We start from the raw sequence: 26556 nt of genomic DNA, 5'->3' as shown, positions 1-26556 counted from the left end.
GCGCCAGTCTATCAGCGAACGGCTTATTCCTCGGCGGCCGGCGGCTCGGCCGCGCCCGAGAACCCCGGTCCGCGCACGTCCTCGATCTCCCAGCCGCGATCCATGTCGCGTCCGGTCACCCACCAGTCATGCACGTGCAGGCGCAGCGGGCCGCGCACCCGTTCCTCGAAGCGCGACGGCAGGACATACGGCCCGACCTCCTCGTACTCCAGGAACGTAGTGTCCACGTGCGCGCCCTGCGTGCGTTCAAAGCCCTCCAGCGTGATGTGCACGCGGTACAGCCGGTCGGTCTCCGGATGGATCCACATCACCACCTCGTCGCGTTCGGCAAAGCCGAAGCCCGGTTCGATGGTCGCCAGCACCCGGTGGTAGTCCACACCGTCCTCGCGCCGGTCCGGCAGGCGCTGCAGATCGGTGGCGCGGTGCTTCACGAAACTGGGGCCGAAATGGAACAGCTCGCCGGCGTCGATGGTCATTGCGGTGGCGGCGACCCGGTCCGGGTCCGTCTCGAACTCGCCGTTGTAGTACACGCTGATCGTGCCCTCGTGGCGGAACACGTGCTTTACGCCCTCGGGCCCGGTGTACTCGCGGACATAGAGCGAATCCGCCGGCCGGTAGCGTTCTTCCGAGCGACCGCGGAATCCGGTGTCCGCCACCAGCGGCTGGATGCGCTGGATCATGCGTCCCCATTCGCCGTCGGTGGCCATGTTGAAGTCGCGCGGGTCCTCGCGCAGGTCGCCCCCGTGGGCCTCCAGCGTGCGCTCGAACAGGGTCTCGGCCGACAGCCCGTCGGCGAACTCCCGATCCGGCGCCGGCTCCGGAAAGGCGCGCCCGCAGCCCGCCAGCAACACGATCAATCCCGCCACGCCCGCAAGCCGCCAGCCCGCGGCCACTGTCCATCCCGTCCGTACCATGGCCATCCTCCCCTGCGTGCGCCCCGGGCCCTGCGGCCCGGCATCCGTCTACTCGGGATCCGGGGGCACGCCGGAAAGTTCCACGTGCTCGGACCCCACGAACTCCCACAGCTCCGGCATCAGCCGTTCCATGCGCTGCTGGATCGCATCGGACACCAGCAGCGTGTGGTCGATCCCCTCGGTCCGGCCGAAGATCGAATGGGTCAGCTCCTCGCGGGTACGCACGCGGTTGCGGATATCGTCCAGCAGCCGCTGGAACTCCGATGGCGTGGGCTGCACACCCAGCGCCCGGAACAGCTCCCCGAGCCCGTTCATCAGCCCTTCGGCCTCCGGCCCCAGGCCAAAGTCCTCCGGGCGGTAATCCGCCTCGCCCACCGAGGCACGCGGCACCCACACGCTGAAACCGACCTTCTTCAACGAATGATAGACCGGTTCCTCGGAGATCAGGACCAGCATCAGCCGCTCCCGACTGGCCACAAACGACGCCCCGCCCATGGACCACTCGCCATCCACCACGAAGCGGTACAGCCGCAGGTGCTCGCGGAAGTCCGCCGCCTGCAGCTGATCCAGGATCAGGATGGTGCGTTCGCCCTCGGAGTACGCACAGGCACTGGAGACCTCGCGGTCGAAGGCCGGGATCGGCGGTTCCTCGACTCCGTCCTCCTCCGGATTGGACGGCGGCTGCGCCGTCGGTGCCGGATCATGCGCCTGGGTGAAATCGTGATACAGCACGTGCGGGACTTCCAGTGCCGCGGCCAGGGCGTTGGCGAAAGCGGTCTTGCGCCGCCCCGAGTCCCCTTCCACGTTCAGTGTGGGGATCGCTCCACCCGCCTGGGCCAGCACACAGTCCACATGATGGGCATAGTCGATATTCGACTCGAAGCCGTTGTCGGCCATCCGTTCGCGCAGCGTCTTCATGGGCCTTCCTCGTGGCCTGCCTTCCCCTCAAGGATACTTTCCCGCTGGCCGGCAGGGATATGGAACCGGTCCCCCGGCAGACGTCGAGCAGCCGCAGCGTGTTCCAGTCGACAGAACGAACCCGACACAATCCATGAACCTGGTTCACAAACCGTTCCGGGTTCGCTAGCCTGCAGCGTCATGGGAACCGAAGACCGCAAGCAACGCGAGCGCCAGGCACGCGAACAGCTGTTCATCGACAAGGCCCACGAGCTGATCCGCACGGACGGCCTGCTGGCCCTGCAGATGTCGAAGCTGGCGGCCGCCTGCGAATACGCCACCGGCACGCTGTACCAGCACTTCGCCTCCAAGGAGGATCTGCTGGCCGCGGTGGCGACACGCACCACCATCCAGCACGCCGAACGCTTCCGCCGGCTGCCGGAGCTGCCCCTGGGCACGCGCTCGCAGATGCTGGCGATCGTACTGACGGATCTCGATTTCGCCGCCGCCAACCCGGACCACTACCGCCTGATGCAGTACCTGCTCACCGAAGCGGTCTGGGCGCAGATCTCGCAGGAACGCCGGGAGGCCCTGCTCACGGCCGCCCAGCCCATCAGCGATGCCGTGAGTGGCGTGGTGGAAAGGGCCCGGGAAAAGGGGGACCTTCCCGCGGCACGGGAGATCTCCGCCGAAGAGATGGGGCTCGGCCCCTGGGCCCTGAACCTGGGCATGCAGAACCTCGCGAACGCGCGCGGCCTGCTGGAGGCGTATGACATCGGCCAGCCGCTGGATCACCTGATCCGGCACTTCCACGCCCTGATGACCGGCTGGCGCTGGGAGCCGCGCGTGGACCCCGACGAACCCTCGGTGGTGCGCGCGGAGACCGAGCGCGTGCGCGCCGTGCTGCAGGAGACCTTCCAGTGAGCCGCCGTTTCTTCTACATGCTGTTCGGCGTGGCCGTGGTACTGGGCGGGATCTTCGGATTCAAGGCCTTCATGGACCAGCAGATCGCCGAATATTTCGAGGACATGCCCGAACCCGAGGCGACCATCAACGCGGCCACCGTCGAGACCGACGCGTGGACGCCCGAGACCCGTGCCATCGGCAGCCTCGAGGCGGTGCGCGGCGCGACCCTGAGCTTCCAGAGCCAGGGCCTGGTGGATCGTATCCTGTTCTCCAGTGGCACCGAAGTGGTCGAAGGCGAGACCCTGGTGGAGCTGGACACCGCCCTCGACCGCGCCGAGCTGGAGAGCCTGCAGGCCGCGGCCATGCTGGCCGAAAGCGAGCTGCAGCGCGCCCGCGGGCTGGCCGAGCGCGACAGCATCTCCGACTCCGAATTGCAGCGCCGGCAGACCGAAGCGGAACAGGCGCGCGCCGCCGTGCGCTCGCAGGAAGAGCGCATCCGGCAGAAGCGCCTGCGCGCGCCGTTCGACGGCCAGCTGGGCATCCGCCAGATCGACGAGGGCCAGTTCGTCGGGCCCGGCGATCCGGTGGTCGAACTGCAGACCCTGGACCCCATCCACCTGGATTTCTCCCTGCCCGAGCGGCGCCTGAGCCAGATCGAGCTGGGCCAGGAGGTGCGCGTGCGGGTGGATGCGCACGACTCCACCTTCAGCGGCGAGATCACCGCCATCGAACCCCGGGTGCGCGCGGCCTCGCGGATGTTCCAGGTGCAGGCCACCCTGGATAACGAGGACCACCGCCTGCGCCCGGGCCAGTTCGCCCGCGTGACGCTGGAACGCGGCGAGGCCGAGGAAGGACTGGTGGTGCCGCAGACCGCCATCCGCCACGCCCCGTGGGGCCAGTCGGCGTTCGTGGTGTTCGAGGACGATGACGGGCAGAAGCGGGTGGAACAGCGTCTGGTCGAGACCGGCGAACGGCGCGGCGACCTGATCCGCATCCGCGACGGGCTGGAGGAAGGTGACACCGTGGCCGCCAGCGGCCTGCTCAAGCTGCAGAACGACACCCCGGTGAACATCACCGAAGACGCCCAGCCGGATGCCGAGCGCGACCCGCGCCCGGACACTCGCTGAGCCGGACCGCGATCATGCGTTTCACCGACGTCTTCATTCAGAAACCGGTGCTGGCCACGGTGGTCAGCCTGTTCATCCTGCTGTTCGGCATCCGCGCGGTGGTGGACCTGAACGTCCGCCAGTTCCCCGAGGTGCAGAACGCGGTGGTGACCGTCAGCACGTCGTATATCGGCGCAGAGGCCGATCTGGTCGAGGGCTTCATCACCACCCCGATGGAGCGCGAGGTCGCCGAGGCCGAGGGCATCGACTACATCGTCTCCTCCAGCATGGCGGGCACCAGCACGGTACAGGCCCATCTGGAGCTGGACTACGACCCCAACGAGGCGCTGACCCAGATCTCCGCGCAGGTCGACAAGATCCGCTCCGAGCTGCCGGCCGAGGCCGAGGACCCGGTGGTGGACCTGTCGGTGGGCGACGACGTCGCGGCGATGTACCTGTCGTTCTATTCCGAACAGCTCGACAACAACCAGATCACCGACTACCTCGTGCGCGAGGTCCAGCCGGAGCTGTCCACCGTCAACGGCGTGCAGCGCGCCGAGATCCTCGGCGGCGAGCCCTTTGCCATGCGGGCCTGGCTGGACGCCGACCGCATGGCCGCGTACGGGGTCAGCGGGCGCGACGTGCGCCAGGCGCTGGAGGGCAACAACGTGCTCTCCGCGGTCGGCCAGACCCGGGGTTCGATGGTCAGCCTCGACCTCACCGCCGACACCGACCTGCAGAGCGTCGAGGAATTCGAGCAGCTGGTACTGTTCGAGGCCGACGGCGACCTGGTGCGCCTGGCCGACGTGGCCGAAGTGGAACTGGGCTCGGAGACCTACGACTCCTCGGTGCGCTTCAACGGTCAGGCGGCCACCTTCATGGGGATCGAGCTGGCGCCGGACGCCAACGCCCTGGACGTGATCGCCGAGGTGCGCGAGGTCTTCGGCGAACGCGTGGAACCACGGCTGCCGTCGGGGCTGAACGGCGAGATCGTCTACGACTCCACCGACTACATCGAGAGCGCGATCAACGAGGTGCTGATCACCATCGCCCTCGCGCTGCTGATCGTGCTGGTGGTGATCTACCTGTTCCTGGGCTCGCTGCGCAGCGTGATCATCCCCGCGGTGGCGGTGCCGCTGTCGCTGGTCGGCACCTTCATGCTGATGCTGCTGATGGGCTTCTCGCTCAACCTCCTGACCCTGCTCGCGATGGTCCTGGCGATCGGCATCGTGGTGGACGACGCGATCATCATGCTGGAGAACATCTCGCGGCACATCGAGGAGGGGATGTCGCGCATGGAGGCCGCGCTGCAGGGCGCGCGCGAGCTGGCCTGGCCGATCGTGGCGATGTCCACCACGCTGGTCGCGGTGTTCCTGCCGCTGGGCTTCATCGGCGGGCTGACCGGCACGCTGTTCATCGAGTTCGCCTTCACCCTGGCGGCCACCGTGGTGATCTCGGGGATCGTCGCCATCACCCTGTCGCCGATGATGTGTTCGAAGATCCTGCGCCACGGCGACGGCCAGCGGCGCGGACGCATCGAGACCTGGCTGGACGACCGCTTCGACGGCCTGCGCCGGCGCTACCGGCGGCGTCTGCACGGGGCCCTCAGCGACCGGTTCACCATCGCGGTGTTCGGCGCCATCGTGCTGGTCTCGTGCTATTTCCTGTTCGTCACCTCGCAGTCGGAACTGGAACCGCCCGAGGACCAGGGCTTCGCCTTCTCCATCATGGAGGGCGACCCGCACATGGGCATCGACCACCTGGAACGGAACACGGCCCTGACCGACCGCCTGTTCGACGAGATCCCGGAGATGGACAACATCTTCATCGTCAACGGCTTCGGTGGCGGCCCGGGCATGGCCGGCGCGACCAACCAGGCGCTGGGTGGCTTCGTGCTGAGCCCGTGGGAACAGCGCGAGCGCGACACCGACACGATCCTGGAAGAAGACCTGCAACCGGCGCTGGAGCGCATCCCGGGACTGGAGGTGTTCGCGGTCCAGCCACCGCAGCTGCCGACCCCGGGCGACGGCGCCCCGATCGGGGTGGTGTTCAACTCCACGGCCTCGTTCGAGGAGCTGGAAACGTTCAGTGACGAGATCACCGAACGCGCGATGGACACCGGGCGCTTTATCTTCCTGGATACCGATCTCGACTTCGACAAGCCGCGGGTAGACCTGAAGATCGACCGCGAGCGCGCGGCCCAGCTCGGCATCGACATGACCACGCTGAACGCCGACCTCGCCACGTTCCTCTCCGGGGGCTACACCGGCCGCTTCGCGATGGAGAACCGCAGCTACCGCGTGATCCCCCAGGTGCAGCGCACCGACCGCCTGACCCCGGAGCAGCTGGAGGAGCTGTTCACCCGCACCGCCGACGGCACACCGGTGCCGCTGTCGAGCATCGTGACCCTGGAGGAAACCGTCACGCCACGCGAGCTGAACCGCTTCCAGCAGCTCAACGCGGTGACCCTGCAGGGCGTGCCGGCCCCGGGCGTGACCCTCGGCGAGGCGCTGGAGCTGATCGACGAGATCGCCGCCGAAGTACTGCCGCCGGACGTAAACGTGGACTACGCAGGTGAATCCCGCCAGCTGAAGGCCGAGGGCGGCGACCTGGTGGTGACGTTCTTCTTCGCCCTGCTCGTGATCTTCCTGGTGCTGGCCGCGCAGTTCGAGTCGTTCCGCGACCCGCTGATCATCCTGACCACCGTGCCGATGTCCATCGCCGGCGCGCTGATCTTCATCAGCCTGGGCGTGACCTCGCTGAACATCTACACCCAGGTGGGCCTGCTGACGCTGATCGGCCTGATCGCCAAGCACGGCATCCTGATCGTGGAGTTCGCCAACCAGCTGCAACGCCAGGGACACCCGCTGCGCGACGCGATCGAGGAGGCCGCCAGCCTGCGCCTGCGGCCGATCCTGATGACCACCACCGCCACCGTGGTGGCCATGGTGCCGCTGCTGATGTCCACCGGCGCCGGCGCCGGCTCGCGCTTCGCCATGGGGCTGGTCATCGCCGCCGGCATGGCCATCGGCACGCTGTTCACCCTGTTCGTGGTCCCGGCGATCTACACCTACCTCGCGCGGGACCACTACGCCGACCGCCTCGCCGCTACCCGGTAAGTTCCTTGAGGATGCGTGCGTGGATGTCGCGGTCCTCGTCCTTGCTCAGCACGAAGCGGATGTAGCGCACCGATTCCAGATGCGGGGTCCGGTGCACCACCGTCTCCAGGGCCACCCGCGCCGCGTCCTCGATGGGGTAGCCGAACGCCCCGGTGGACAGCGCCGGGAACGCGATGCTGAAGATCCCCGCCTCCTCGGCGCGCGCCAGGGCCTCGCGATAGCACGAGGCCAGCAGGCGACTGGCCGGTTCGTCACGCCCGTACACCGGCCCGAGGCAATGGATCACGTAACGGTTGCGCAGCCGGTGCCCGTCCGTCAGCACGGCCTGACCCGGTTCGATGGGGGCCAGCGCCTGGCATTCACGCTCCAGCTCCGGCCCCGCCGCATGGTGGATGGCCCCGGCCACGCCCCCGCCCAGGCGCAGCCAGGCATTGGCCGCGTTGACGATGGCGTCCATGTCGTGCTGCTCGACGATGTTGCCGGTCACGCACTCGATCTTCACTCCCCGGACCACAACCTGCATCATTCTTCCCCCATCTTTCCCTGATCATTTCCGTCTCAAGCATAGGCCAGGCGACCGGCGCCGTACACGCCGTCCCCTCCCCCGGTAGGAGGCCAGCCCCCTGGCCGACCCGACACCCCGCAGGAGGCCAGCCCCCTGGCCGACCCGACGCCCCGTAGGAGGCCAGCCCCCTGGCCGATCCGGCGTCACGTCCGGAGCAACGATTCCACCGGCCGCCGGGGCGTCGCCCGCGGCGTCCCGTCCGGTCGCCCCAGCGCGAACAGCAGCTGCGGATGCCCGCCACCCAGCGGCTCTGCCAGCTCCGCGCGTCGCTCCGGCAGCTGCAGCGGCTGATTCAGGTAGCGCGCGCAGAACCCGTGACGCGCGGCCTCCAGCAGCACCCGCTGCAGGCCCTGCCCGGCCGCCAGTGACTGCATCGGCCCGTCGATGCCCGTCCCCAGCGCCAGCAGGACCGGGGCCCCGCTCGCCACCCGGGCCTCGGCACGACCCATCCCCCGCGGCGACACCAACCGGCGCACCGCCCAGCGGGTCAGACCGCCGGTCAGACGGCCCACCGGCAGCCCGTCGCCTGCAGCCGCCGGGCGCATCCAGTGCGCCAGCTCGGCACGCCAGGCCGGGTTGCGCCACTGCTCGCGCGTCGCCTCCCGCACCAGCCGCACGACCTCGCGGCGCGACTCCGTCCCGGTCACCGGCCGCAGCCAGACGCCCTCCTGGCGCGCCACGGCGACCAGCGCATCCACCACCTCCGGCGGCACCGGGTCCGGACGGAAACGCCCGCGCCACGAACGCCGTTGCGGGATCCACTCCTTCAGCGACGGCAGCGTCTGCAGATCGGCGCCTGCGTGGGTCGTGTTCAGCAGGCGCACGTACGGTCCGGGACCGGCCTGTTCCGGACGCACGTTCAGGCCCCGGCCGTCAGCCGCCGCGGTCACCCGCAGGTTCATCACCGCGCAGCCCACGCTGATCACCCGCTCGCGCCCGCCGGGGTCAGAGACCGGCAGGGCCCGCTCCGGGTCGGTCCAGACCTCGATCCCGTCGCGCGCCACGCGGAACCGCCACGGCTGGCTGTTGTGCGACGATGGCGCCTGCGCGGCAAGCTCCAGCCAGTTCCGGAGGACGGGGTCGAGATCCATGGGGTCAGGCCTCTTCGATCAGGGAACGGGTGCGCGCCGCGATGGCATCCGCCGGACGCGCCATGGCTTCTTCCAGGGTCAGACTCCCGTCACACAGGGCGCGCACGTCGGTCAGGCCCAGCGCGGCCAGTTCGTCCGCATCGGCATCCACGGAACCGGCCACCGCCGCCACCGGCACGCCCAGCCCCCCGGCGCGACGCAGCACCTCGGCCACCACCTTGCCATGCGCGGTCTGGCCATCCAGCCGGCCCTCGCCGGTGATCACCCGGTCCGCCTCGCGCATCGCCGCATCCAGACCGATCAGGTCGGCCACGTACGCCGCCCCCATGCGCGCGGTCCCGCCCAGCACGCAGCCCAGCGCGAACCCCAGCCCGCCGGCCGCGCCGGCACCCGGTGCATCCACCGGCCGCCGCAGCCATCCGGCGGCCTCGATGACCCCCGCCAGGCGCTGCATGCAGGCATCCATCGCCGCGACGTCGTCCACCGCCAGGCCCTTCTGCGGTCCGAACACCGCCGCCGCCCCCTGCGGGCCGATCAGCGGGTTGTCCACGTCGCTCAGCAGCGTGATATCGACCTCGCCCAGGCAAGGATCCAGCTCCGCGAAATCGGCCTGCACGAGGGCCCCCAGCGCCGCCGGATGCGGCGCCAGCGCACATCCGTCCGCATCCCGGAACCGCACGCCCAGTGCTGCCAGCAGGCCCGCGCCCCCGTCCACCGTGCCACTGCCGCCCAGGCCCACCAGCAGATGCCGGGCCCCCGCATCCAGCGCCGCGCGCATCAGTTCGCCCACGCCCCGGGTATCCAGCTGCCAGGGATCGCGGCGCCCCGCGGGGATCCGGTCGAGACCGCAGGCCGCGGCGACGTCCAGCACCGCCCGGCGACCCTGCGGGTCCAGTCCCCAGCCGGCCTGCAGCGCCGTTCCGTCGGGGCCGGTGACCCGCGCCTGGCGCCATCCCCAGCCCGCCGCCCGGCTCACCCGCCACGCCGTGCCCTCGCCCCCATCGGCCATCGGCAGCGCGCGCACGCGGGCATCCGGCCGCGCCGCACGCACCCCGCGCACCATCGCCGCGGCCACCTCCTCCGCCGCCAGACTGCCCTTGAAACTGTCCGGGCACACCACCACCCGCAGCGGCTCCGCCAAGCTCCCCTCCCGAGTCCGCGACCTGTCACGTCCGTCCGTTGCCACACCCCTCATTATGGACGATGGCACAACGAACCTTCGCCTGACCCACGGCTCGAACGTACATGGACATCCCGCTGTTGATCATCGGCCTGCTGCTGGCTGCCACACTCGCGGCCTTCTTCGCCGGCGTGCTGCCGTATCCCGTCGGCTGGATCATCCTCGGCATCGCGTTCATCGGCCGGCTGCTTTATCTGCGGACCCGCGGCGGAAACTGATACGTTGGTCCCATCGAATTCACCACACGGTTAACGAGACGGAGAAGCGACATGAGTGATCTGGAAGGCAAGGTCATCGCCATCACCGGCGGCGTCGGGGGCATCGGCGAGAGCACGGCGCGCAAGCTTTATGAACAGGGCGCCAGCCTGGTCATCACCGACCGCGAGGCGGGCCCGGTGGAAGACATCGCCCGCTCGCTCGGCGAGCGCGCGGTCGGCCTGGCAGTCGACGTGACCGGGCGCGAGGACAACGAGCGCATGGTCGCCACCGCCCTGGATCGCTTCGGCCGCCTCGATGGCGTGTTCCTCAACGCCGGGATCGAGGGCGAGATCGGTCCGTTCGACAGCCGCACCGATGCCGCCTGGGACAAGGTCTTCGCCGTCAACGTGCAGGGCGTGCGCCTGGGCGCGGAAGCGGCCCTGCCGGCACTGCGCCGCGGCAACGGCGGCAGCATCGTCATCACCTCCAGCGTGGCCGGACTGCGCGGCTTCGGCGGTCTCTCGCCGTACGTATCCAGCAAGCATGCGGTGGTGGGCATGATGAAGTGCCTGGCCGCCGAACTCGGGCCGGAGAACATCCGCGTCAACACCCTCAACCCGGGCCCGGTCGCCAACCGCATGATGGAATCCATCGAGGAACAGGCGAACCCCGGCCACGCCGACGAGGTGCACCAGTCGTTCGAGGCGCGCATCCCGCTGGGCCGCTACGTCAACAACGAGGAATGCGCCGGCATGGCCGCGTTCCTGCTGTCCGACGCCGCCTCCGGCTGCACCGGCAACACCTACGTCGTCGACGGCGGCCTCTGCGCGCAGTAACCCGGGGCCCTACCCCGTCGCGCGCATGCCGCCTCCGCCTCCGCCACCACCCGGTGGCGGGGTCCAGACGTTGCGAAAGGCCTGGTGGGTGTTCTTCGGCAGATCACGGGAGAAACGCAGCTGAACGCCTCCGTCCGTGCGTACCGCATGGATCCGCCCGCGCTGGAGGCGGTACTGGCGGGCCACGTCCTCGCAGCCGCGCAGGAACGCCGTCGGCGGCTTGCCGCGCCGCACCCGGGCCGTGCCGTCACGCAGCTCCACCGTAAACACCAGCCGTGCGTGCCACAGCATCAGCGCGACCCCCAGGGCCAGCACGGCGAACATGAACAGCAACGTCAGCAACATGATGGTTACGCCACGGGCGTGGAACACGTGCCCAGTGTAGCCCCGATGCGGCCTACCGCACGCTGCGAACTCGCCAATCCGTGCTAGCGTCAGGGGATCACTCGCCAACCGAGGCACACAACATGCACTGGACCCGGATTCTGGGACTCGCCCTTCTGGCAGGAGGGATCATCCTCCTGGTCATGGGCTTCAACGCCACCGAAAGCCTGACCGAGGAACTGCACCAGGAATTCACCGGCCGCTACACCGATGACACGCGCCTGTACCTGATCCTTGGCGGGATAATGACCGTCGTCGGCCTCGTCCTGGCGATCTTCGGCGTGCGCCGCTGAGGTCGCCAACCAGCTTCCATGTCACCAATCCAGCTCCTCGTCGCATTCATCCGCCGGGGTCTCCATCCCCTCGCGGATCGACTCGCGCATACCCGGCACCGATAGCAGGTACAGGGTCTCCTGAATGGCCGACCAGTCCGACTCGGATAGCAGGACTGCGTTGTTCCGTTTGCCAGTGATCACGATTCGCTCATGGGATTCCGCCGTTTCGTCGATCAACCGGTAGAGGTTGCTGCGCGCCTCTGTAGCCGTATTCCCCGTCATGGCACACCTCGCGCGTGTGTGGGCTCCGATTAAGAGTACGCCTTGACGTACGTCCCGCAAACCGTACGCTTGATCTCCGCGCCTTCGCCGAGGCCGATCGCCAGCGGCAACATGCCGAGCACCGTGGTCAGGGTGGTCATCAGGATCGGACGCAGGCGCAGCGCGCCGGCCTCCACCACCGCCCGTTCCCCACCGCGGGCTTGGGGCCCGACCACCGCAGGAGGCCAGCCCCCTGGCCGATCAGGTGCGTCCAGGTCCCCATCGCCCAGAGGGCTGGGCTCCCACGTGTTTAGAAATAGTCATCCTCGCGCTGGTGCCGGAACGCCAGCAGGGTGACCGTCTCGGCATCGTCGATCTCGAACAGGGCGACATAGCCCGAGCGGCCAAACGGGATCAGGAGTTCGCGGATGCGGGGGTGGGACGCGTCGGGCATGCGGCAGCTCAGCGGAAAGCGCTCCAGTAGCGACACCGCCTCGCCGATGGCGGCTCGGGCATGGTCCGCGGCCGCCGGGTCGCTCTCCGCGAGGAAAGCGACAAGCCGCAGGAGATCTTCGCGTGCCTGCGCTGTAAATCGTACCGAGTAACTCATCCTTGAGACTCCAGAGGGTCGGCTACTGCTTGCTTAAGAGACGGTCGAGATCGTCGAGGACCGACTGGGCCGGGTAATACTCATCCGTTTCCCGGGCATTGCGCGCGGACTCCAGGCCTCGCGCCAGGAACTCGGCCCGCGCCTGTCGGCGGTCAATCTCGTGGCGAACGGCATCCTCGATAAAGGCCGACAGCGTTTCTCCCTCGCCAAGGGCCTGCTCCACCTGATGCCGAAAACCATCGCTGACCCGCAGGGCCGGTAACGTCGTGTTTTTCATACCGCGTCTCCGCAAGAACCTCCTCGGAGTGTATCGCAAATGCAATACAGCGCCCATCGGTGGACCCGTCCGCGCCGCTCGACGCAGCCTGACCCGGCTGATGGGCCACGCGTAACCACTCTGGCCTGTCTCCGTCATTGCGAGGCCTCGCAGAGACCGCGGCAATCGGCCGTCGCTCGGTGCCGCTTGTGGCCCTGGTGACCGACCGCAATGATCGACGACCCGAGGATGCTGGCCTATACTTATGGCAAAGTTTGCCAACCCGAGACGCGGAGGCCTCCATGGCCACAATGAACATTTCGCTACCCGATCCCATGAAATCCTGGGTGGAGGAGCAGGTGCAATCCGGCCAGTACAGCAACAGCAGTGATTACGTGCGAGACCTGATCCGCCGCGACCGGGAGCGGGCGCTGAAGATCGCGCACCTGCAGGCGCTCACCACGGAAGGCCTGGAAAGCGGTCGTGGCGAGCGAACGATGGAAGAGCTGAAGTCAGCCGCCAGGAGCGACCCCGAAGACTAACAGCATGCGATATGCCCTGACCTGCAAGGCGGAAGACGACGTCATCGAGATCTTCCGCAGTAGCGTCGAGCAATTCGGCCCGCAACAGGCAGAGCGCTACCACAGCCTGCTGGCTGCAACCTTCGAGTTTCTGGCGGAAAACCCTCGTGCAGCGCGTGAGCGCAAGGAAATCTCACCACCCGTTCGGGTTCACCCCGTCGGCGCACACATCGTGCTGTTCCAGATCGAAGGTGATGAAATCCTGATCATCCGTGTTCGCCACGCGCACGAAGACTGGGAGGGAAACGAGTCGTAGGCAATGCGGTAACGCTCCGGGAGCGCGACCCAAGGCTACATCGAACCCTGCGCCGGATCCTGAAGGAAATGCTCCGCAACGACCCGGCCACCGGAACCGGGAAGCCGGAACCCCTCCGACATTCGGTCTCGGGCTTCTGGTCCCGGCGCCTGTCCGCCCGGGACCGACTGATCTACCGCTTCGACGATCAAACCATCCACATCTTCGCGATCGGCGGCCATTACGACACGTTGTGATCCGGGCTTCAGGTACTCGCCGTCTCGGGCTGCCGGAACACCACCCATTCGTACGCACAGTCCTGGCAGGCAGAAGTGTAGGTCGGCCCGGATTTGGTCACGCGAACCTTGCGCGAGTCGCATGCCGGACATGGCCTTTTCATGGAGGTATTCGTGCCGCAGGCCCCGCAGCGTACGTAATACCCGTATTTGCCGTACATGCCGTTCAGGTTCTGCAGTTCGCCGCAGTTCTTGCAGGCAACCGCGCCATCCGTGGCCGCCGCCGACGAGGCGGCCGGCTGCGAATCCGTCGTCTCGGCTTGGGCCTGCTGCGGCTGAGGTTGCGCCTCTGGCTGCGGTGCGGGCCGGGACTCCGGCTCCGCCTCAGGTGCGGCCTGAGGGGCGGGCTCGGCCGAAGCCGGCGCCTCGCGGACCTCCGCAGCCGTCGCGCCCGTGTCCCCCAAATGGTTCTGCATCAGAAAATCGCCGATCCCCTCGATCTCCTTCTGGCTGAACCGCGGCCTCCCGGTCAGCAGGCCCTTCGCCCGCGAACCCACCAGTTCGCGCACCTTGTCGGCCACGAACTCGCTCTTCACCACGCGGTCGGTAATCTCCCGGGGCATTTCGTCCCGGTGCAGGATCGCACTGCTGGAAACCGCACAAAGCGTTCGCCAGTCCCGTCCACCAATCTGCGTCTGCATCCCCAGAAGCTTGCCGAGGAACTGCTCCACGTTCTCTCGCAGAAGATCCTTTACCAGCGCCTCCTGCAACTCCGCCTGGCGCACCGGCGACGGCATCCCGTACCACTCACCACGGTAACTGCGCGACCACTCCCCGTGGCCGTTCACCTTCACCTCGCCGTAAATACTCTTGGACTCGATCACGACCAGCCCGTACGGATGAACCACGAGGTGATCCATCTGCGCCCGCTCCCCGTTGTGTTCGATCCGCAGATCGTTGATGACCCGAACGCTCTCGTCATCGGCAAACTCGCGCCGCAGGTAGAACGCCACGTCCTGCTCCTGCTGGTGACCGGCCTTCGACCGCACGTCCTGCCCGCTCGTACCGTCCTTCTCCTTGAGAATCATCCCGCCTCCTTTGTGCGCCAAAACCCGAACTATCGTAATGGTGCAGTCCAGCCACCACCAACGGACCCGCCATCCACAGCACCATTGACTCGACCCGCACGCCGGCCTACTTTAGTCTTTTCCACATAGACCAAGCGGTTTTACCCCATGCTCGTACTCTCACGCACCGAAGGCGAAAGCCTGCAGATTGGCGAAGAGATCGTCGTGACCGTGCTGCAAAGCAAGGGAAACCAGGTCCGGCTGGGTATCGCCGCCCCCGAGGACGTGGACATCGTCCGGGAAGAAATCGCCGATGAGCCCCACCCTGCGGAAGGCACGTCGGATCGGAGGGATTAAGCCAGACGGTCGCGCTGGGACTGACTTGGACCTGCGCATGCCCCATGGGTACCCATACGGCCGACAGGACAGGCGGGCGGCCTACACGCTCCTATGGAGCACCCACCGCTCCGGCGAACACTTTGTAATGGAAAAACGAAGGACCGGGGAAAGTCCGAGCAAGAAACGCTCTACACAAGCCTTACAACTGTTTCGGCCACTGCTCCGGGCTCGGCGTCACAAACGGCTTGCACTGGCTCCGATCCCTCGTAAAGCGGGAACCATCCCAGAAATGAACCGCGCGCGGCACCCGAACACCCTCCTCCATAGGCGCCAGCCGATACACCGCGCAATTCCTTTCATCAAAGCCCTGGAAGACGAAAGCCGCTTCACGTCCGCCAAATGGCCCGTAGCTATACCCGTGCACTTCGAATGGCTCTTGGCGCACAAGGCATCCGGAAAGAAGAAGAGCCAACGCAACGAGGATCGCGTTGAATTTCACTGATAACGCTCTCGGTTCAGGATACTTAACAAAGCCCAACCCTCGCGCGTTGACTCAATCACACTAGGACAGCCGCCCTGGCCTAGTCGAAAACGACCGCCTCGAGCCGTTCCGAAACCTCCTCAGCGAGCGGACCGAAATCAATCACGCCGTTCTGTGCAGGCGGAGCCGGCAAGATTGCAACTCCCTCCACCTTGGACCCATCTCGATAGGGGAAGGTCTCTATGTAGACCCGAACATCCATGTCATCCACCGGCATCAGAAAACGATCCGCATTAAAGCCGGACACGTCCTCGTTGTGATGGTTCGGCCTGAACGAGTACGCATCAAGCAGGCGGCGGAAGTTCGCGTAAACCGTGTCCGGGTCATAGGGGTTGTCAATCTCGAACCGATAGAACACCAGACCACTGGAGAGCATGGTCCGCAGCTCATCCTCATCGTAAGGGGGGACAGCCATGCGACCAATTGCACCCTGCCGATAGGTCTCCGCACTTACAGCCTGGAAAGACACTTCCTGGAAATCTTCCTTATCCTGGGTCGAGTAATCGATAGCGTACTGGATACCAGATCCCGCGCGACCATTGTCATTCCGACGATGGACCACAAAAGACGTGTCATCAATATCTTCCAGCCACAGACGCTGGCGGAAGGAATCGCGAACACGTACGTCGATATGGAGCAGCGACAGTTCCCCAAAACCCACCGCGCGCGTCCGGATCTCATCAGGGCCATCATCGAACATACCCAGAATCCCATCCGAACCATCAACACCAAGATAACGATCCGGGTCTGCGTACCGCGCCAGGTTGAACGGGTCCCCCGCCTCCGGCACAAAATCAACGTCATCCGGGATCCGGTAGGTCACCGGTTCCATCGAGACAGACTCGACCGACTCGGATCCACTACCCTGGGAGGAAGGCGTGGAGGCCAGACAGCCGGTTAACACGGGAAGGGAAATGGCTGCCACCACGGGCAGAATCACTCCGTTTTTGATCATATTGGTTATAGCCTTATCTTCGCCAATTGTTGTTATTGCGCCATTCTCAGTAGACACATCATATGAAGAACCGAGAAAAGCGTCCGCGAGGGTAAAGGGCGGAAATCAGCCGGTCAATCTGGCGGGCACAGGTCTGGTATGTTAGAGGGAACCTAATCCAGAGTGCCTCACTGAAAGACGCGTCTATGTGTTCTCATGCCCGCGATCCAGGCTTCATCGAGCCCCGCGACAAATCCTCAATGAGATGCACCGGAATGCCCGGCCTCCGAACCCAGGAAGCCACCCCCTTCCGCATAGGCTCTACGGCCAACTCCCTCGCCCTCGCCGCGCTCGCCCGGTCGCGTTCCCGCCGGTCACGCAGGCCAGAACAGGCGGGTCAGCGGCACGAGCGCGCGGGTTTCTGAATCGGCGTGGTCGTAGTGTTCCATCAGGGCGGTGACCAGGCCGTTGAGGTCCATCAGCATCAGCGGGATCTTCGCCCGATCCGCCTCGTACCGGGCTTCTTTGGTGAAGCCCCCGGTACTCACGTAAAGCCCCTTGTCGTCGCCGTGACGCCCGCCCAGGAAGCTGCGCACCTCCTGCGCGCCCATGGCCGTATGCGGACGGTGTTTCACCTCCACCACGATGCGCGGCGACTCGAACCCGAACCCATCGGGAGAGGCGATCACGTCCACGCCCCGATCCGGCCCCGGCGAGGACTCCCGCGTCTTGTAGCCCATCGCTCGAAGCAGGCCCGCCACCAGGCTCTGCATTTCCCAGGCATCCAGACGGCTCACTCGGTCCTTGATGATCTCCACCGCCTCTTCGCGGTAGCGTTTCAGCAGGGCTTCCTCGTCCTCGCCGTCATCCTGCTCCTCTACGGGAACCGGTGCGGTTGCTTGCCCGCTCACCAGGGCTTCGATCTCCTGCCTGACCGCATCCGAGAGCCGGAACAGCGTGAGGGTGGACCCAAGAGAATTCCGCGCAGCCAGCGACAGACGGTCTCGATCGAGCTCCGCCTGCCACTCTACGGCGCGCACGTTCTCGCACGGCGGCAGCACCGCCGTGTCGTGCCGATATTCCCCTGTGAGCGTGCCAACGTGATAGATCCGGCGACTGGAGTCGTACGTCAGCACCCTGTCTCCTGCGGCCATCTCGTCCCGAAAACGGATCAGCTGGCTCGCCGCGCTCAGGCGTCGGCCGTCGGGCCAGTCCGGAAAGCGTGAGCGGTATTCTTGTACCAGCGATGCCTTGTCCGCGAAGGCAGACAGGTCGCCGACCTCCTCCCAGCCAATGCCGACATGCCCCTTTTCTCGAAATTCATCGGCCTGCCGCCCTCCCTGGCCCGCACGCACCATCCACATATTCGCTTCAGGCTCCATGCGCCCAGCGCAATAATCAGTTGCCGGGAATGCGTCGCCACCCATTGTTGACAAGGCGGCGATCTCGCGGTAACCTGAGATTGCAGATTTGCCCAATCACGACGATCCCTAGCTCTAGGTTAAGGTAGTGTGCGGGCAAATTTTTCTCCCGACTCCCCCTCCGTTTTTCTCCTAACTCCCCGTCCCCGTTGCTTTAGCCTTTGGTCAAAGGTATTTTGACATTTGCGTGCCGCTCAAGGGCGTATATCTTCGAAAAATGCGATGTTTGAGATCATTTCGATGCTTATGGTCGAGCTTGTTAGCTAGCGCGCTACGCGTAGATGACACCGACTTTTTCTCATCCAAATATTCGACCATGGCGTGAATCACGATTGTATATTTAACGAATTCACGCCTGAACTCTTTATCCTCGAACGCTCTAACAAACAGCATATTCACGCCGTCTAAAGTTTCGGCAAAAAATGGGTCTTTTTGAACTATTTTCGCAAACCTGTAATACGACACGCCCTCTTTTAACCCAAGTTCGTCCGAAAATGCATCCCCTACGAGACGTTGATAGGATCGGGGTACGATCGATACCTTAATAGCCTCAAGACAGTCCAAGAATCGCAACAGACTCTTACCTTCCTGAGTCTGGCTCAGATTGTAAGAAAGGATGTTTTTTCGTATGGCGCTCGTGTGAGCCCAGAAGCGCGCCCATAAATAGACATCATATAGCTGATCTGGATTGCTGATTGAGTCAACGGTCTCCGGACGCCCTTCGTTGCGTTTGAAGTCTTCTTTAGCATGGTGATATGTGCGACCCACAAGCTCGTCAGACACCCTGACAAGCGGGTAAAGCAGATCGTCAACGGTTAACTTTCTTATTTTTCTTGAGTCAATAAAGTCTTTGGCCCAATAAGATACCACTTGCAGAAAATAGCCAATGACCATAGAAATCATGGCTATTACGGCGGAGATTATCGATCCGTTCATATCAGGCGCCAGTGGTTGTTGTCGGTTGTGGCCTGGCCGAGGATTTGGAGGGCGGCGAGGACCTGGGTGATGACTTCGTTGGTTTGCGCTTGAAGTGGCTGGCCGGGGCGTCCGGGGTTTGGGGGCCGATGGCAAGGAGGCGGCGGACGGCTTCGACCTGGTCGGGCATGGATTTGGGCCAGGTGGGCTTTTTGGCCGGTTCGGTCGGGGTCTCGGCGGCGGCCTCGGGTTTGGCCTCCAGTGTGGCGGTGGTCTGGGTTGCTTCGGGGGCCTGGTAGTCGGGGCGCAGCCAGCGGACGTGGCCCTGGGCTTCTTCGGCGGCGCGTTCGGCGTCGAGCGCGACGAGGCGGCTGAGGAGTTCTTCTTCGGCTTCGGACTGGTCGGCGGGCTTGTCCGGCAGCGGGGTGGTGGCGCCGGGGCGGCCGACGAGGCGGTCGGCGAGGTCGTTCCATCCGTAGGCGTCGAAGACGGCGCGGTCGAGGTCGAAAGCGCGGTTTGAAAGCACCATTGGAGCAGCCCTTCCGTTGTCTGCGGTCGTGGTTTTTGTCCGTCGAGGGAAACCATAGCAATTTTGAGCGTATGCTGCGGCGGGTACCGCTGGTTTGGCGGTATTTGGAGCTGGCGGAGTCCGGTACGATGCCGGCAGGCAAGAACGGAACAGGCGAGGGATCGATGAGTACGGAGTCACGAAACTCAACGGAGCTGGATGATCTGGCGGGCCGCCTGGAGGCGTTCGTTCGGGAGCGCGACTGGGAGCAGTTTCATTCGCCGAAGAACCTGTCGATGGCGCTGGCGGGCGAGGCGGGAGAATTGATCGAGCACTTCCAGTGGCTGACGGAGGAACGGTCTCGTGAGCTGTCGGATGCAGAGCGGGAGGCCGTTCAGGCGGAAATCGCGGACGTGCAGATCTATCTGCTGTTGCTGGCGCGGGGGCTGGGAATCGACGTGGTTCAGGCAGCGAACGAAAAGCTGAACGTGAACGAGCAGAAGTATCCGGTCGACAAGGCGCGCGGCAGTGCGCGCAAGTACACGGATCTGTAGCCAAAAGGCAAGTCACGATGCTGATCTATACCGCTGACAAGCGCCGTTTCGTCGAGCATGTCCAGCACAACCAGATCGAGGATCGCATCCTGGCCGGGATGCTGGGTGCCGGCAAGGGCAAGCCCTCGCCCAACGAGATCACTTCGTGGCGCAACTCGATGCAGTACATGGAGAACGTGCTCAGCGCATCGGGGATCCCGGATGATGCCGGTGTCGCCATCGAGTACATGATCCCGCAGACCTCGAAGCGGGTGGACTTCATCCTGACCGGACGCAACGACGATGGCCGGGATACGGCGGTGATCGTCGAACTGAAGCAGTGGGAGCAGGTCGAGGCGACCGAGAAGGACGCGATCGTGCGCACCTTCGTGGGCGGCAAGGAACGCGAGGTGACGCATCCCTCCTACCAGGCGTGGTCGTATGCGGCGCTGCTGGAGGACTACAACGAGACCGTGCAGACCGACGGCATCGGGCTGCACCCCTGTGCCTATCTCCACAACAGCGTGTCGGGCGCGATTTCCGATGCGCGGTACCACGAGCACCTAGAGCGCGCGCCGGCCTTTCTGAAGGCGGATGCCAAAAAGCTCGCTCGTTTTCTCGGCCAGCATGTGCGCAAGGGGGATACCAACGACATCCTCTACCGGGTCGAGCATGGCCGGATTCGCCCCTCGAAGTCGCTCGCGGACCATCTGGCGTCGCTGCTGCAGGGGAACGCCGAGTTCGTGATGGTCGACGACCAGAAGCTGGTCTTCGAAAGCGCGCTGGAGCTTTCCGACATTGCCGAGGGACACGGCAAGCAGGTGCTGATCGTGGAGGGCGGGCCGGGAACCGGGAAATCCGTGGTAGCCGTGAACCTGCTCGGGGAACTGACTCGCCGGGAAAAGGTTGCACAGTATGTGACCCGCAATGCGGCCCCGCGGGCGGTCTACGAGGCCAGGTTGACCGGCACGATGAAGAAGAGCCGGATCAGCAACCTGTTCCGTAGCTCCGGTGCATTTCACCAAACCGACGCGGACACCTTCGACACCCTGCTGGTGGACGAGGCACACCGCCTGAACGAGAAGTCGGGGATCTTCCAGAACCTGGGCGAGAACCAGACCAAGGAGATCATTAACGCGGCGCGTACGGCGGTGTTCTTCCTGGACGAGGATCAGCGGATTCACTGGAAGGACACCGGGTCACGGGAGGAGATCGAGCGCTGGGCACAGGCGGCGGGCGCTACCGTGCACTACGCCGAGCTGCGCTCGCAGTTCCGTTGTGCCGGGTCCGACGGCTACCTGGCCTGGCTCGATCAGGCGCTGCAGATTCGCGAGACGGCGAACGAGGATCTGGATGAACTGGATTATTCGGTCGAGGTAGTCGACTCGCCGACCGCCATGCGCGACCGGATCTTCGCGCTGAACGTGCACGCCAACCGTGCACGGATGCTGGCGGGCTACTGCTGGGACTGGGAGAGCAAGAAGGATGGACAGGCCATGGACATCCGCTTTCCCGAACACGACTTCGCCATGCAGTGGAACCTCGACAAGGACGGTTCCACCTGGATGATCCAGCCGGACTCGGTCCACCAGATCGGCTGTATCCATACCAGTCAGGGGCTGGAGCTGGACTATGTAGGCGTAATCATCGGGCCCGACCTTATCGTGCGGGACGGCAAAGTGATCACGGTGCCCGAAGCGCGTTCGAAGAATGACGCCTCCATCAAGGGCTACAAGAAGGCCCTGAAGGAGGATCCGGATGCGGCCCGAGCCAAGGCCGACCGGATCATCAAGAACACCTATCGCACACTGATGAGTCGCGGGATGAAGGGATGCCTCATCTGGTCGGCGGATGCGGAGACGCACGCCTACTTCCGCGCGCTGATCGGCCAGCACACACCCGAGCCGCAGTCTGCCCCGGCAGAGGCCGCACCGGCGGATGTCCTGCCGTTCGAGAAGATGGCGCCGGAGGAGGTCGAGCCATTCGTGAATGCATTGCCGGTGGTGCCGATCAAGGCGGCGGCGGGCAGTTTCAGTGACCTTCAGACCGTGGACCAGAACCCGGATGCATTCGACTGGGTCATGCCCCCGGACTTCATTACGCCTCAACCGGGGATGTTCATCGCTCAGGTGGTCGGCGAGTCAATGAACCGCCGTATCGCGAACGGGGCATGGTGTCTGTTCCGGGCGCCGGGCGGCGGAACGCGCGAAGGCAAGATCGTGCTGGTGCAGCACCGCGACATCAATGACCCGGACACCGGCGCCAGCTTCAGCATCAAGCGCTATCACAGCGAGAAGACGGCGGACCCGGACACTGAGTGGCGCCACCAGCGAATCATCCTGAAACCGGAATCCAGCCTTCCCGGCTACGAGTCCATCATCCTGGAAGAAGACAGCGCGTCCGAGCTGGTCGTGGTCGGCGAGTACGTCGCCCAACTGGAACATTGACGGAGCGCCCGATCGGCCAGAGGGCTGGCCTCCCACGCGGGGTGGGCGGCCCTCCGGCCGATTCGGCCGGGTGGGTCGTCCGGGCCCCGATCGGCCAGAGGGCTGGCCTCCTGCGCGGGGTGGGCGGCCCTCCGGCCGATTCGGCCGGGTGGGTCGTCCGGGCCCCGGTCGGCCAGGGGGCTGGCCTCCTACGGGCGGGGGTAGTCGGTAGACCGGCCCTCCGGCCGATTCGTGCCGGGCGTTACAACCAGCCACGGCGGCGGAAGAAATAGAGCATGCCGGCGACCACGCCGAGCATGACGAGCCAGACCACGGGGTAGCCGTAGTAGGTGTAGAGCTCGGGCATCGACCAGGGGCTCTCGGGGTGGTCGAAGTTCATGCCGTAGATCCCCACCACGAACGTGAGCGGGATGAAGATGGTGGCGATGATGGTGAGCACGCGCATCACGTCGTTGGAGCGCTGGTTGATCGCGGACATGTAGGCCTCGATCAGGGTGGCGGCCATTTCGCGGTAGGACTCCAGCAGATCCACGATCTGGATGGCGTGGTCGTGCACGTCGCGCAGGTACGGAAACAGCTCGACGGTAAACGGTTCCAGGTCGTCGCGCATCAGCCGCGCCACCACGTCGCGGGCAGGCCAGAGCTGGCGACGCAGCACCAGGAGTTCCCGGCGCAGCCGGTGGATCTCGGCCAGGGTGCTGGCGTCGGGCCGCTCGAGTACCTCGTCTTCGAGGCGTTCCAGCCACTCGCTGATCTCTTCCAGCACCGGGAAGCCCTGGTCCACCACGGCGTCCATCAGCGCGTAGGCCAGGTACGCGGCGCCCAGGCGGTTGAAGTTGCGGTTGGCGCTGCGCATGCGATCGCGCACGGGCTCGAAGGGATCCTGCTCGCCACCGTGGATGCTGATGATCAGGCCGGGGGCCACGAACAGGCTGAACTGGTGGAGTTCGATGCGGCCCTGTTCGTGCCGGGGGTGGCTCAGGATGACCATCAGCGCGTTGTCGAAGAAATCGACCTTGGGGCGCTGGCCCTGGTGACGAATGTCTTCCAGCACCAGCGGATGCAGACCGAAGGCATTGCCCAGGGCACGGAGCTGCTCGGGCCCCGGCATACCCTGCAGGTGCAGCCACATGAAACCCTCGCCGGTGTCACCCGCACCTCCGGACAGGATCCGGTCGGCATCGAGCTCCGTCAGCCGCTCATGGCCGTAATGCCATGCACAAGCCCGGGCGCCCTCGCCCACGTCTTCGCGTGCATGGGCCCCGTGGCCGGGTGCCGCGCCGGGCTCGGGGTAGTTTTTTTCGAACAGCCGGCTCATGACGCCTCCCGCAGAAATGGGCCTCGAGTATAGCCCGTGCGCGCCCCCGCCCGTGGGAGCGTGCTCGCACGCGAACCCATTCGCGGCCAGGGCCCGGCGCAGCCGTTCGGCGATCTGGCAGGCCTCTTCGGCATCGGCGCCGGGCAACAGGACCGGGCATTGCACCCCATGCATTCATGCGGGGCACGGCGAGCGTGCCGTGCCTATACTCGGGCTGAATGCACAGCCCTCCGCAATCCAGGAAGGAGATCAGCATGGCCAGGCGTGGTTACGGGCCGGCGGCCCAGTGGCAACCGAACGACCCCTCACCGAACGCGGCTTCCGGGGTTGCCGAAGCGCCCTCGGGGCCCGGATCCCCGCCGCCGGGAGAGGAAAGCCCGGTAGAGGGGCAGCTGGAGTTCGTGAAGATCTCGCCGCTCAAGCGGCTGCCGTTTTTTGGCGAAAAGACCCGCAGCATCGCGGAACTGCGACAGGCCGGAACGCCGGTGGCCCGCCTGCGGCGCCCTTCGGGCGGGCTCGCGGCCTGGTTCGGCAGGCCGGAGCTGCATTTCGCCACCACGCGCATGCGCCTGGCCGACCCGCCGGACGCGGGGTTCTTCCAGCAGATTCAGCGCAATGTCGGCTTCTTCGGGATGCCGCAGCGCCAGGAGGTCTGGCGCGCCGGCGCGGGCACGGTCACGCAGATCGAGGAGACCAGCACCGACCGCAAGACGCTCAGCGGGCTGTTCAGCTATCGCGACGATCACTACCAGCTCAATGGCGAACGCACCGACTGGCGCGGGCTGTTCAGCTATACCCTGCGCGACAACCGCGACATGGTCGCCACCTTCCGGCCCAAGCAGGAAACCGGCCTGACCGGCGGCTGGTTCGTCGAGGTCATCCATCCGCGCCCGGTCGGGGCCATCGCCATCGCCTGCCATATGGCCATGTGGCTGGAAGAAAGCACCCGCGGCTCGAGCGGCGGCGCCGGAGGGGCCGGCGGAGGCGGCGGTGGCGGCTGCTGACCCCGCGCCGATCAGCCGGTCGCCCTGTTCGGAAACCGCTCCGGGTGCTCAATGATCTCCTGCGTCAGGTCGACATCAATATCGGGCCAGTAGAAATGTCCCGGGGATGGTTCTTCGACATTCACGATGGCCCTGACCGGCTGGTCACGGAACCAGGGGAATTCGTCGTAGGGCATGAACAGTTCCTGGCCTCGCACGAGCAGCCAGAGACCATGCCCCGAAATGTTCGTGACCTCAACTTCCGAAATAGCGTTGCCATGCGCTGACAAGCTCATGATGGTGCTCCTCGATCAGCCACTCGATCTCTTTCAGCTGCGCCCGGTTGTATCGCCATGACTGCGCCAGCTGTAGTTCCGGTTCCAGCCAGAATTTTGCTTCGCCCTCCGCCGAAACCACATGGACGTGCTTGCGCGTTTCTTCTCGCGAGAAGAAAAAGAATCGATACCCCTTCTCTCTGAATACGGTTGGACTCATCGTTGGTATCAGACCTGGCTTCGAGGGTAGCAGTATAGTCGAGACACGTCCCTTTCAGCCGCGGCGCACGGAGGCCTGGTGGAGTTCGTCACGGGCGATGCCGACGAAGTCCTGCATGAAGGCGAGGCCTTCGTCTTCGCGGCGGATGGCCAGGCGCAGGGTGCTCCACAGGCCATCGGGGCCCATGCGCAGACGCGCGATGGCGGAACGCCCGGGGCCACGCGAACCGGTGCCGGCGCCCTGCATCTGTGCCTCCAGTTCCGGCAGGGCCCATTCCGGTAGCGAGGCCACGCCGCGCCCGCTGGCGACCAGCTGCAGCAGCATGGCCGTCACCTCGGTGGTCCGTCGGGGCAGCGAGATGCCCGCCGGGTGCAGGAAGTGCCGGCAGATATCCAGGCGCTCCTCCTCCACCGGGTAGGTGATCAGGGTCTCGCCCTGGAGGTCGGCGGGCTCCACGTAGTTCGCCCCCTCCAGGCGATGGCCGCGCGGCACGATCAGCAGGTTCTCGTATTCCAGTAGGTCCAGCGCGATCAGCTCCGGGTCTTCCACCGGGTCCGGCGATACCGCCGCATCGACCTCGCGTTCGCGCAGGGCATTCAGGGCATCGAAACCATGGCTCAGGCTCAGGTCCAGCTCTACCTCGGGCCAGTGTTCGCGGAAGGCCGCCAGCGAGGGCATCAGCCACTGGAAGCAGCTGTGGCATTCCAGCGCGAGGTACAGCCGCCCGCCGCGGCCGTCGCGGATGCGGGCGATGTCGCGCTCGGCCGCGGCCACCTCCGGCAGCACGCGCTCGGCCGCCTGCAGCAGGCGCGTTCCCGCCGGCGACAGGCGCACCGGCGAGCTGCGCCGTTCGAACAGCACCACGTCCATGCGCTCTTCCAGCTGCCGCAGCTGGTGCGACAGCGCCGACTGGGTCACGCAAAGCGACTCGGCCGCCGCCGTCACGCTGCCCAGGCGCACGATCTCGTGCAGTGCCCGCAAATGCCGGATCTCCAGCATGCCGCCCTCCTTCATGAGCCTGACTCACATACTACGTGACAAAAACTTGTTTTACTCATGCGTGGACAGGGTGGAAACTAACCCTCGTGCTCACCCGCCGTGGCGCCTTCATCGAGGCGCCGGGGCGGAGAGCCTGCCACGCGACTGACATGCTGCTGTATCTGCGTGACATCTCCGTTGGACCGGTACGTCGGGGTGGTGTCCCGACACGCCGCGGGAAGGGAGTCCCCCGCCGCATCGACGCTTTTTCTTGGCTGGGTGTCGATGCGGCTTTTTTGTGCGCGCTCTCCCCCCGGCACCGCTGCCCCGTGGGAGCGCAGCCCTCTGCGCGATCCGGCGCCGGGGCTGGCCCGATCGGCCATAGGGCTGGCCTCCTACGGTCGGGGGAGGTCTCGTAGGAGCGCAG

General features: G+C 65.7%; 30 protein-coding genes and 2 pseudogenes. 13 read left to right on the top strand and 19 right to left on the bottom strand.

Annotation, left to right across the window (positions count from 1 at the left end):
• Window positions 1-23: 23 nt before the first annotated feature.
• A complete protein-coding gene (locus C998_RS0111830; protein ID WP_231364993.1) occupies window positions 24-914 on the bottom strand; it encodes a hypothetical protein in 891 nt (296 codons plus the stop codon).
• A gap of 48 nt (window positions 915-962) precedes the next feature.
• Window positions 963-1832, bottom strand: a complete 870-nt coding sequence (locus C998_RS0111825) for a hypothetical protein (RefSeq protein ID WP_018871081.1) — start codon at window positions 1830-1832, stop codon at window positions 963-965.
• A gap of 180 nt (window positions 1833-2012) precedes the next feature.
• On the opposite strand from C998_RS0111825, the gene C998_RS0111820 reads away from it, so the two are divergent.
• The 3 genes from C998_RS0111820 to C998_RS0111810 are packed head-to-tail and all read left to right on the top strand — an operon-like array spanning window position 2013 to window position 6942.
• Complete coding sequence (locus C998_RS0111820) at window positions 2013-2735, top strand: TetR/AcrR family transcriptional regulator (protein ID WP_018871080.1); 723 nt, start codon at window positions 2013-2015, stop codon at window positions 2733-2735.
• Window positions 2732-3844, top strand: coding sequence for an efflux RND transporter periplasmic adaptor subunit (locus tag C998_RS0111815; protein ID WP_018871079.1), 1113 nt, complete (start codon window positions 2732-2734; stop codon window positions 3842-3844). The genes C998_RS0111820 and C998_RS0111815 overlap by 4 nt, the downstream gene beginning before the upstream one ends.
• Window positions 3845-3858: 14 nt before the next feature.
• Window positions 3859-6942 carry an efflux RND transporter permease subunit gene (locus C998_RS0111810; RefSeq protein WP_018871078.1) on the top strand — a complete coding sequence of 1028 codons (3084 nt, stop codon included), beginning with the start codon at window positions 3859-3861 and terminating at the stop codon, window positions 6940-6942.
• On the opposite strand, the gene C998_RS0111805 is transcribed toward C998_RS0111810, so the two are convergent.
• The 3 genes from C998_RS0111805 to C998_RS0111795 all read right to left on the bottom strand — a co-directional run bounded on the left by C998_RS0111805 (window position 6932) and on the right by C998_RS0111795 (window position 9739).
• Window positions 6932-7465, bottom strand: a complete 534-nt coding sequence (locus C998_RS0111805) for a macro domain-containing protein (protein WP_026279603.1) — start codon at window positions 7463-7465, stop codon at window positions 6932-6934. The two genes, C998_RS0111810 and C998_RS0111805, sit on opposite strands and share 11 nt — an antisense overlap.
• A 185-nt stretch (window positions 7466-7650) precedes the next feature.
• Window positions 7651-8598 (bottom strand): nitroreductase family protein, encoded by a 948-nt coding sequence (locus tag C998_RS0111800; RefSeq protein WP_018871076.1) that lies wholly within the window; start codon window positions 8596-8598, stop codon window positions 7651-7653.
• 4 nt (window positions 8599-8602) lie between these two features.
• Window positions 8603-9739: a glycerate kinase gene (locus tag C998_RS0111795; protein WP_018871075.1), complete on the bottom strand. Its 1137-nt coding sequence runs from the start codon at window positions 9737-9739 to the stop codon at window positions 8603-8605.
• A gap of 104 nt (window positions 9740-9843) precedes the next feature.
• Between C998_RS0111795 and C998_RS15070 the strand changes: the two genes are divergently transcribed.
• Entirely contained in the window at window positions 9844-9996 is a 153-nt protein-coding gene (locus C998_RS15070; protein WP_018871074.1) for a hypothetical protein, read from the top strand.
• 51 nt (window positions 9997-10047) lie between these two features.
• Entirely contained in the window at window positions 10048-10812 is a 765-nt protein-coding gene (locus C998_RS0111785) for an SDR family NAD(P)-dependent oxidoreductase (protein ID WP_018871073.1), read from the top strand.
• Between the two features lie 9 nt (window positions 10813-10821).
• Here C998_RS0111785 and C998_RS0111780 read toward each other — a convergent pair whose 3' ends face one another.
• Window positions 10822-11157 (bottom strand): DUF3634 family protein, encoded by a 336-nt coding sequence (locus C998_RS0111780; RefSeq protein ID WP_018871072.1) that lies wholly within the window; start codon window positions 11155-11157, stop codon window positions 10822-10824.
• Between the two features lie 122 nt (window positions 11158-11279).
• Between C998_RS0111780 and C998_RS0111775 the strand changes: the two genes are divergently transcribed.
• Complete coding sequence (locus tag C998_RS0111775) at window positions 11280-11489, top strand: DUF3185 family protein (RefSeq protein WP_018871071.1); 210 nt, start codon at window positions 11280-11282, stop codon at window positions 11487-11489.
• A gap of 21 nt (window positions 11490-11510) precedes the next feature.
• Here C998_RS0111775 and C998_RS0111770 read toward each other — a convergent pair whose 3' ends face one another.
• The 4 genes and pseudogenes from C998_RS0111770 to C998_RS0111755 all read right to left on the bottom strand — a co-directional run bounded on the left by C998_RS0111770 (window position 11511) and on the right by C998_RS0111755 (window position 12619).
• Window positions 11511-11753, bottom strand: coding sequence for a type II toxin-antitoxin system Phd/YefM family antitoxin (locus C998_RS0111770; protein WP_018871070.1), 243 nt, complete (start codon window positions 11751-11753; stop codon window positions 11511-11513).
• A gap of 44 nt (window positions 11754-11797) precedes the next feature.
• Window positions 11798-11938, bottom strand: a pseudogene (locus tag C998_RS14895) (efflux RND transporter permease subunit); the annotation flags it as partial.
• Between the two features lie 104 nt (window positions 11939-12042).
• Window positions 12043-12342, bottom strand: coding sequence for a type II toxin-antitoxin system RelE/ParE family toxin (locus tag C998_RS0111760; protein WP_018871068.1), 300 nt, complete (start codon window positions 12340-12342; stop codon window positions 12043-12045).
• A 22-nt stretch (window positions 12343-12364) separates the two neighbouring features.
• The gene (locus tag C998_RS0111755; RefSeq protein WP_018871067.1) at window positions 12365-12619 is read right to left on the bottom strand and encodes a YlcI/YnfO family protein; all 255 of its coding nucleotides are present in this window, start codon (window positions 12617-12619) and stop codon (window positions 12365-12367) included.
• A 281-nt stretch (window positions 12620-12900) separates the two neighbouring features.
• Between C998_RS0111755 and C998_RS0111750 the strand changes: the two genes are divergently transcribed.
• From C998_RS0111750 to C998_RS0111740, 3 genes are read left to right on the top strand one after another with little or no spacing between them, the layout of a single operon-like run.
• A complete protein-coding gene (locus C998_RS0111750; protein ID WP_038082052.1) occupies window positions 12901-13140 on the top strand; it encodes a type II toxin-antitoxin system ParD family antitoxin in 240 nt (79 codons plus the stop codon).
• A 4-nt stretch (window positions 13141-13144) separates the two neighbouring features.
• The gene (locus C998_RS0111745; protein ID WP_018871065.1) at window positions 13145-13435 is read left to right on the top strand and encodes a type II toxin-antitoxin system RelE/ParE family toxin; all 291 of its coding nucleotides are present in this window, start codon (window positions 13145-13147) and stop codon (window positions 13433-13435) included.
• On the top strand, window positions 13414-13671 hold the full coding sequence (locus tag C998_RS0111740; RefSeq protein ID WP_081617447.1) for a Txe/YoeB family addiction module toxin: 258 nt from the start codon (window positions 13414-13416) through the stop codon (window positions 13669-13671). The genes C998_RS0111745 and C998_RS0111740 overlap by 22 nt, the downstream gene beginning before the upstream one ends.
• An 8-nt stretch (window positions 13672-13679) precedes the next feature.
• Here the strand turns inward: C998_RS0111740 and C998_RS0111735 are convergent, their stop codons facing one another.
• Entirely contained in the window at window positions 13680-14738 is a 1059-nt protein-coding gene (locus C998_RS0111735; protein ID WP_018871063.1) for a nuclease-related domain-containing protein, read from the bottom strand.
• A 147-nt stretch (window positions 14739-14885) separates the two neighbouring features.
• Here C998_RS0111735 and C998_RS0111730 point away from each other — a divergent pair, with 147 nt between their 5' ends.
• Window positions 14886-15074, top strand: coding sequence for a carbon storage regulator (locus C998_RS0111730; RefSeq protein WP_018871062.1), 189 nt, complete (start codon window positions 14886-14888; stop codon window positions 15072-15074).
• Window positions 15075-15637: 563 nt separating this feature from the next.
• On the opposite strand, the gene C998_RS0111725 is transcribed toward C998_RS0111730, so the two are convergent.
• From C998_RS0111725 to C998_RS15065, 4 genes and pseudogenes are all read right to left on the bottom strand, one after another.
• The gene (locus C998_RS0111725; RefSeq protein ID WP_231364992.1) at window positions 15638-16429 is read right to left on the bottom strand and encodes a hypothetical protein; all 792 of its coding nucleotides are present in this window, start codon (window positions 16427-16429) and stop codon (window positions 15638-15640) included.
• Window positions 16430-16905: 476 nt separating this feature from the next.
• Window positions 16906-17913 (bottom strand): restriction endonuclease, encoded by a 1008-nt coding sequence (locus tag C998_RS0111720; RefSeq protein WP_026279602.1) that lies wholly within the window; start codon window positions 17911-17913, stop codon window positions 16906-16908.
• A 204-nt stretch (window positions 17914-18117) separates the two neighbouring features.
• A complete protein-coding gene (locus C998_RS14890; RefSeq protein ID WP_156001308.1) occupies window positions 18118-18855 on the bottom strand; it encodes a hypothetical protein in 738 nt (245 codons plus the stop codon).
• Between the two features lie 29 nt (window positions 18856-18884).
• Window positions 18885-19372: pseudogene (locus C998_RS15065) on the bottom strand (class I SAM-dependent DNA methyltransferase); the annotation flags it as partial.
• 188 nt (window positions 19373-19560) lie between these two features.
• On the opposite strand from C998_RS15065, the gene C998_RS0111710 reads away from it, so the two are divergent.
• Both C998_RS0111710 and C998_RS0111705 read left to right on the top strand, forming a co-directional pair.
• Window positions 19561-19929 (top strand): nucleotide pyrophosphohydrolase, encoded by a 369-nt coding sequence (locus tag C998_RS0111710; RefSeq protein ID WP_018871058.1) that lies wholly within the window; start codon window positions 19561-19563, stop codon window positions 19927-19929.
• Window positions 19930-19946: 17 nt separating this feature from the next.
• Window positions 19947-22355 (top strand): DNA/RNA helicase domain-containing protein, encoded by a 2409-nt coding sequence (locus C998_RS0111705; RefSeq protein ID WP_018871057.1) that lies wholly within the window; start codon window positions 19947-19949, stop codon window positions 22353-22355.
• A 241-nt stretch (window positions 22356-22596) separates the two neighbouring features.
• Here C998_RS0111705 and corA read toward each other — a convergent pair whose 3' ends face one another.
• The gene (gene corA, locus C998_RS0111700; RefSeq protein ID WP_018871056.1) at window positions 22597-23673 is read right to left on the bottom strand and encodes a magnesium/cobalt transporter CorA; all 1077 of its coding nucleotides are present in this window, start codon (window positions 23671-23673) and stop codon (window positions 22597-22599) included.
• Between the two features lie 254 nt (window positions 23674-23927).
• On the opposite strand from corA, the gene C998_RS0111695 reads away from it, so the two are divergent.
• Window positions 23928-24677 (top strand): hypothetical protein, encoded by a 750-nt coding sequence (locus C998_RS0111695; protein WP_018871055.1) that lies wholly within the window; start codon window positions 23928-23930, stop codon window positions 24675-24677.
• A gap of 11 nt (window positions 24678-24688) precedes the next feature.
• On the opposite strand, the gene C998_RS14635 is transcribed toward C998_RS0111695, so the two are convergent.
• From C998_RS14635 to C998_RS0111680, 3 genes are read right to left on the bottom strand one after another with little or no spacing between them, the layout of a single operon-like run.
• On the bottom strand, window positions 24689-24952 hold the full coding sequence (locus tag C998_RS14635) for a DUF2442 domain-containing protein (RefSeq protein ID WP_081617446.1): 264 nt from the start codon (window positions 24950-24952) through the stop codon (window positions 24689-24691).
• Window positions 24912-25151, bottom strand: coding sequence for a DUF4160 domain-containing protein (locus tag C998_RS14630; protein ID WP_018947922.1), 240 nt, complete (start codon window positions 25149-25151; stop codon window positions 24912-24914). Before C998_RS14630 ends, C998_RS14635 begins: the two co-directional genes overlap by 41 nt.
• 54 nt (window positions 25152-25205) lie before the next feature.
• Window positions 25206-26150, bottom strand: a complete 945-nt coding sequence (locus C998_RS0111680) for a LysR family transcriptional regulator (RefSeq protein WP_018871052.1) — start codon at window positions 26148-26150, stop codon at window positions 25206-25208.
• Between the last annotated feature and the right edge of the window lie 406 nt (window positions 26151-26556).

This window comes from Thioalkalivibrio sp. ALgr3 (genome assembly GCF_000377325.1).
GTDB lineage: Bacteria > Pseudomonadota > Gammaproteobacteria > Ectothiorhodospirales > Ectothiorhodospiraceae > Thioalkalivibrio.
The sequence above is the reverse complement of the archived record's forward strand: the minus strand, read 5'-3'. Positions and strand labels throughout refer to the sequence as shown.

What these genes read in the sequence shown, in the direction of transcription:
- C998_RS0111830 (WP_231364993.1), bottom strand. Translation starts at nt 914, where the DNA reads ATGGTACGGACGGGATGGACAGTGGCCGCGGGCTGGCGGCTTGCGGGC.
- C998_RS0111825 (WP_018871081.1), bottom strand. Translation starts at nt 1,832, where the DNA reads ATGAAGACGCTGCGCGAACGGATGGCCGACAACGGCTTCGAGTCGAAT.
- C998_RS0111820 (WP_018871080.1), top strand. Translation starts at nt 2,013, where the DNA reads ATGGGAACCGAAGACCGCAAGCAACGCGAGCGCCAGGCACGCGAACAG.
- C998_RS0111810 (WP_018871078.1), top strand. Translation starts at nt 3,859, where the DNA reads ATGCGTTTCACCGACGTCTTCATTCAGAAACCGGTGCTGGCCACGGTG.
- C998_RS0111805 (WP_026279603.1), bottom strand. Translation starts at nt 7,465, where the DNA reads ATGCAGGTTGTGGTCCGGGGAGTGAAGATCGAGTGCGTGACCGGCAAC.
- C998_RS0111800 (WP_018871076.1), bottom strand. Translation starts at nt 8,598, where the DNA reads ATGGATCTCGACCCCGTCCTCCGGAACTGGCTGGAGCTTGCCGCGCAG.
- C998_RS15070 (WP_018871074.1), top strand. Translation starts at nt 9,844, where the DNA reads ATGGACATCCCGCTGTTGATCATCGGCCTGCTGCTGGCTGCCACACTC.
- C998_RS0111785 (WP_018871073.1), top strand. Translation starts at nt 10,048, where the DNA reads ATGAGTGATCTGGAAGGCAAGGTCATCGCCATCACCGGCGGCGTCGGG.
- C998_RS0111780 (WP_018871072.1), bottom strand. Translation starts at nt 11,157, where the DNA reads ATGTTGCTGACGTTGCTGTTCATGTTCGCCGTGCTGGCCCTGGGGGTC.
- C998_RS0111775 (WP_018871071.1), top strand. Translation starts at nt 11,280, where the DNA reads ATGCACTGGACCCGGATTCTGGGACTCGCCCTTCTGGCAGGAGGGATC.
- C998_RS0111770 (WP_018871070.1), bottom strand. Translation starts at nt 11,753, where the DNA reads ATGACGGGGAATACGGCTACAGAGGCGCGCAGCAACCTCTACCGGTTG.
- C998_RS0111760 (WP_018871068.1), bottom strand. Translation starts at nt 12,342, where the DNA reads ATGAGTTACTCGGTACGATTTACAGCGCAGGCACGCGAAGATCTCCTG.
- C998_RS0111755 (WP_018871067.1), bottom strand. Translation starts at nt 12,619, where the DNA reads ATGAAAAACACGACGTTACCGGCCCTGCGGGTCAGCGATGGTTTTCGG.
- C998_RS0111750 (WP_038082052.1), top strand. Translation starts at nt 12,901, where the DNA reads ATGGCCACAATGAACATTTCGCTACCCGATCCCATGAAATCCTGGGTG.
- C998_RS0111745 (WP_018871065.1), top strand. Translation starts at nt 13,145, where the DNA reads ATGCGATATGCCCTGACCTGCAAGGCGGAAGACGACGTCATCGAGATC.
- C998_RS0111735 (WP_018871063.1), bottom strand. Translation starts at nt 14,738, where the DNA reads ATGATTCTCAAGGAGAAGGACGGTACGAGCGGGCAGGACGTGCGGTCG.
- C998_RS0111730 (WP_018871062.1), top strand. Translation starts at nt 14,886, where the DNA reads ATGCTCGTACTCTCACGCACCGAAGGCGAAAGCCTGCAGATTGGCGAA.
- C998_RS0111725 (WP_231364992.1), bottom strand. Translation starts at nt 16,429, where the DNA reads ATGGAACCGGTGACCTACCGGATCCCGGATGACGTTGATTTTGTGCCG.
- C998_RS0111720 (WP_026279602.1), bottom strand. Translation starts at nt 17,913, where the DNA reads ATGGAGCCTGAAGCGAATATGTGGATGGTGCGTGCGGGCCAGGGAGGG.
- C998_RS14890 (WP_156001308.1), bottom strand. Translation starts at nt 18,855, where the DNA reads ATGATTTCTATGGTCATTGGCTATTTTCTGCAAGTGGTATCTTATTGG.
- C998_RS0111710 (WP_018871058.1), top strand. Translation starts at nt 19,561, where the DNA reads ATGAGTACGGAGTCACGAAACTCAACGGAGCTGGATGATCTGGCGGGC.
- C998_RS0111705 (WP_018871057.1), top strand. Translation starts at nt 19,947, where the DNA reads ATGCTGATCTATACCGCTGACAAGCGCCGTTTCGTCGAGCATGTCCAG.
- corA (WP_018871056.1), bottom strand. Translation starts at nt 23,673, where the DNA reads ATGAGCCGGCTGTTCGAAAAAAACTACCCCGAGCCCGGCGCGGCACCC.
- C998_RS0111695 (WP_018871055.1), top strand. Translation starts at nt 23,928, where the DNA reads ATGGCCAGGCGTGGTTACGGGCCGGCGGCCCAGTGGCAACCGAACGAC.
- C998_RS14635 (WP_081617446.1), bottom strand. Translation starts at nt 24,952, where the DNA reads ATGAGCTTGTCAGCGCATGGCAACGCTATTTCGGAAGTTGAGGTCACG.
- C998_RS14630 (WP_018947922.1), bottom strand. Translation starts at nt 25,151, where the DNA reads ATGAGTCCAACCGTATTCAGAGAGAAGGGGTATCGATTCTTTTTCTTC.
- C998_RS0111680 (WP_018871052.1), bottom strand. Translation starts at nt 26,150, where the DNA reads ATGCTGGAGATCCGGCATTTGCGGGCACTGCACGAGATCGTGCGCCTG.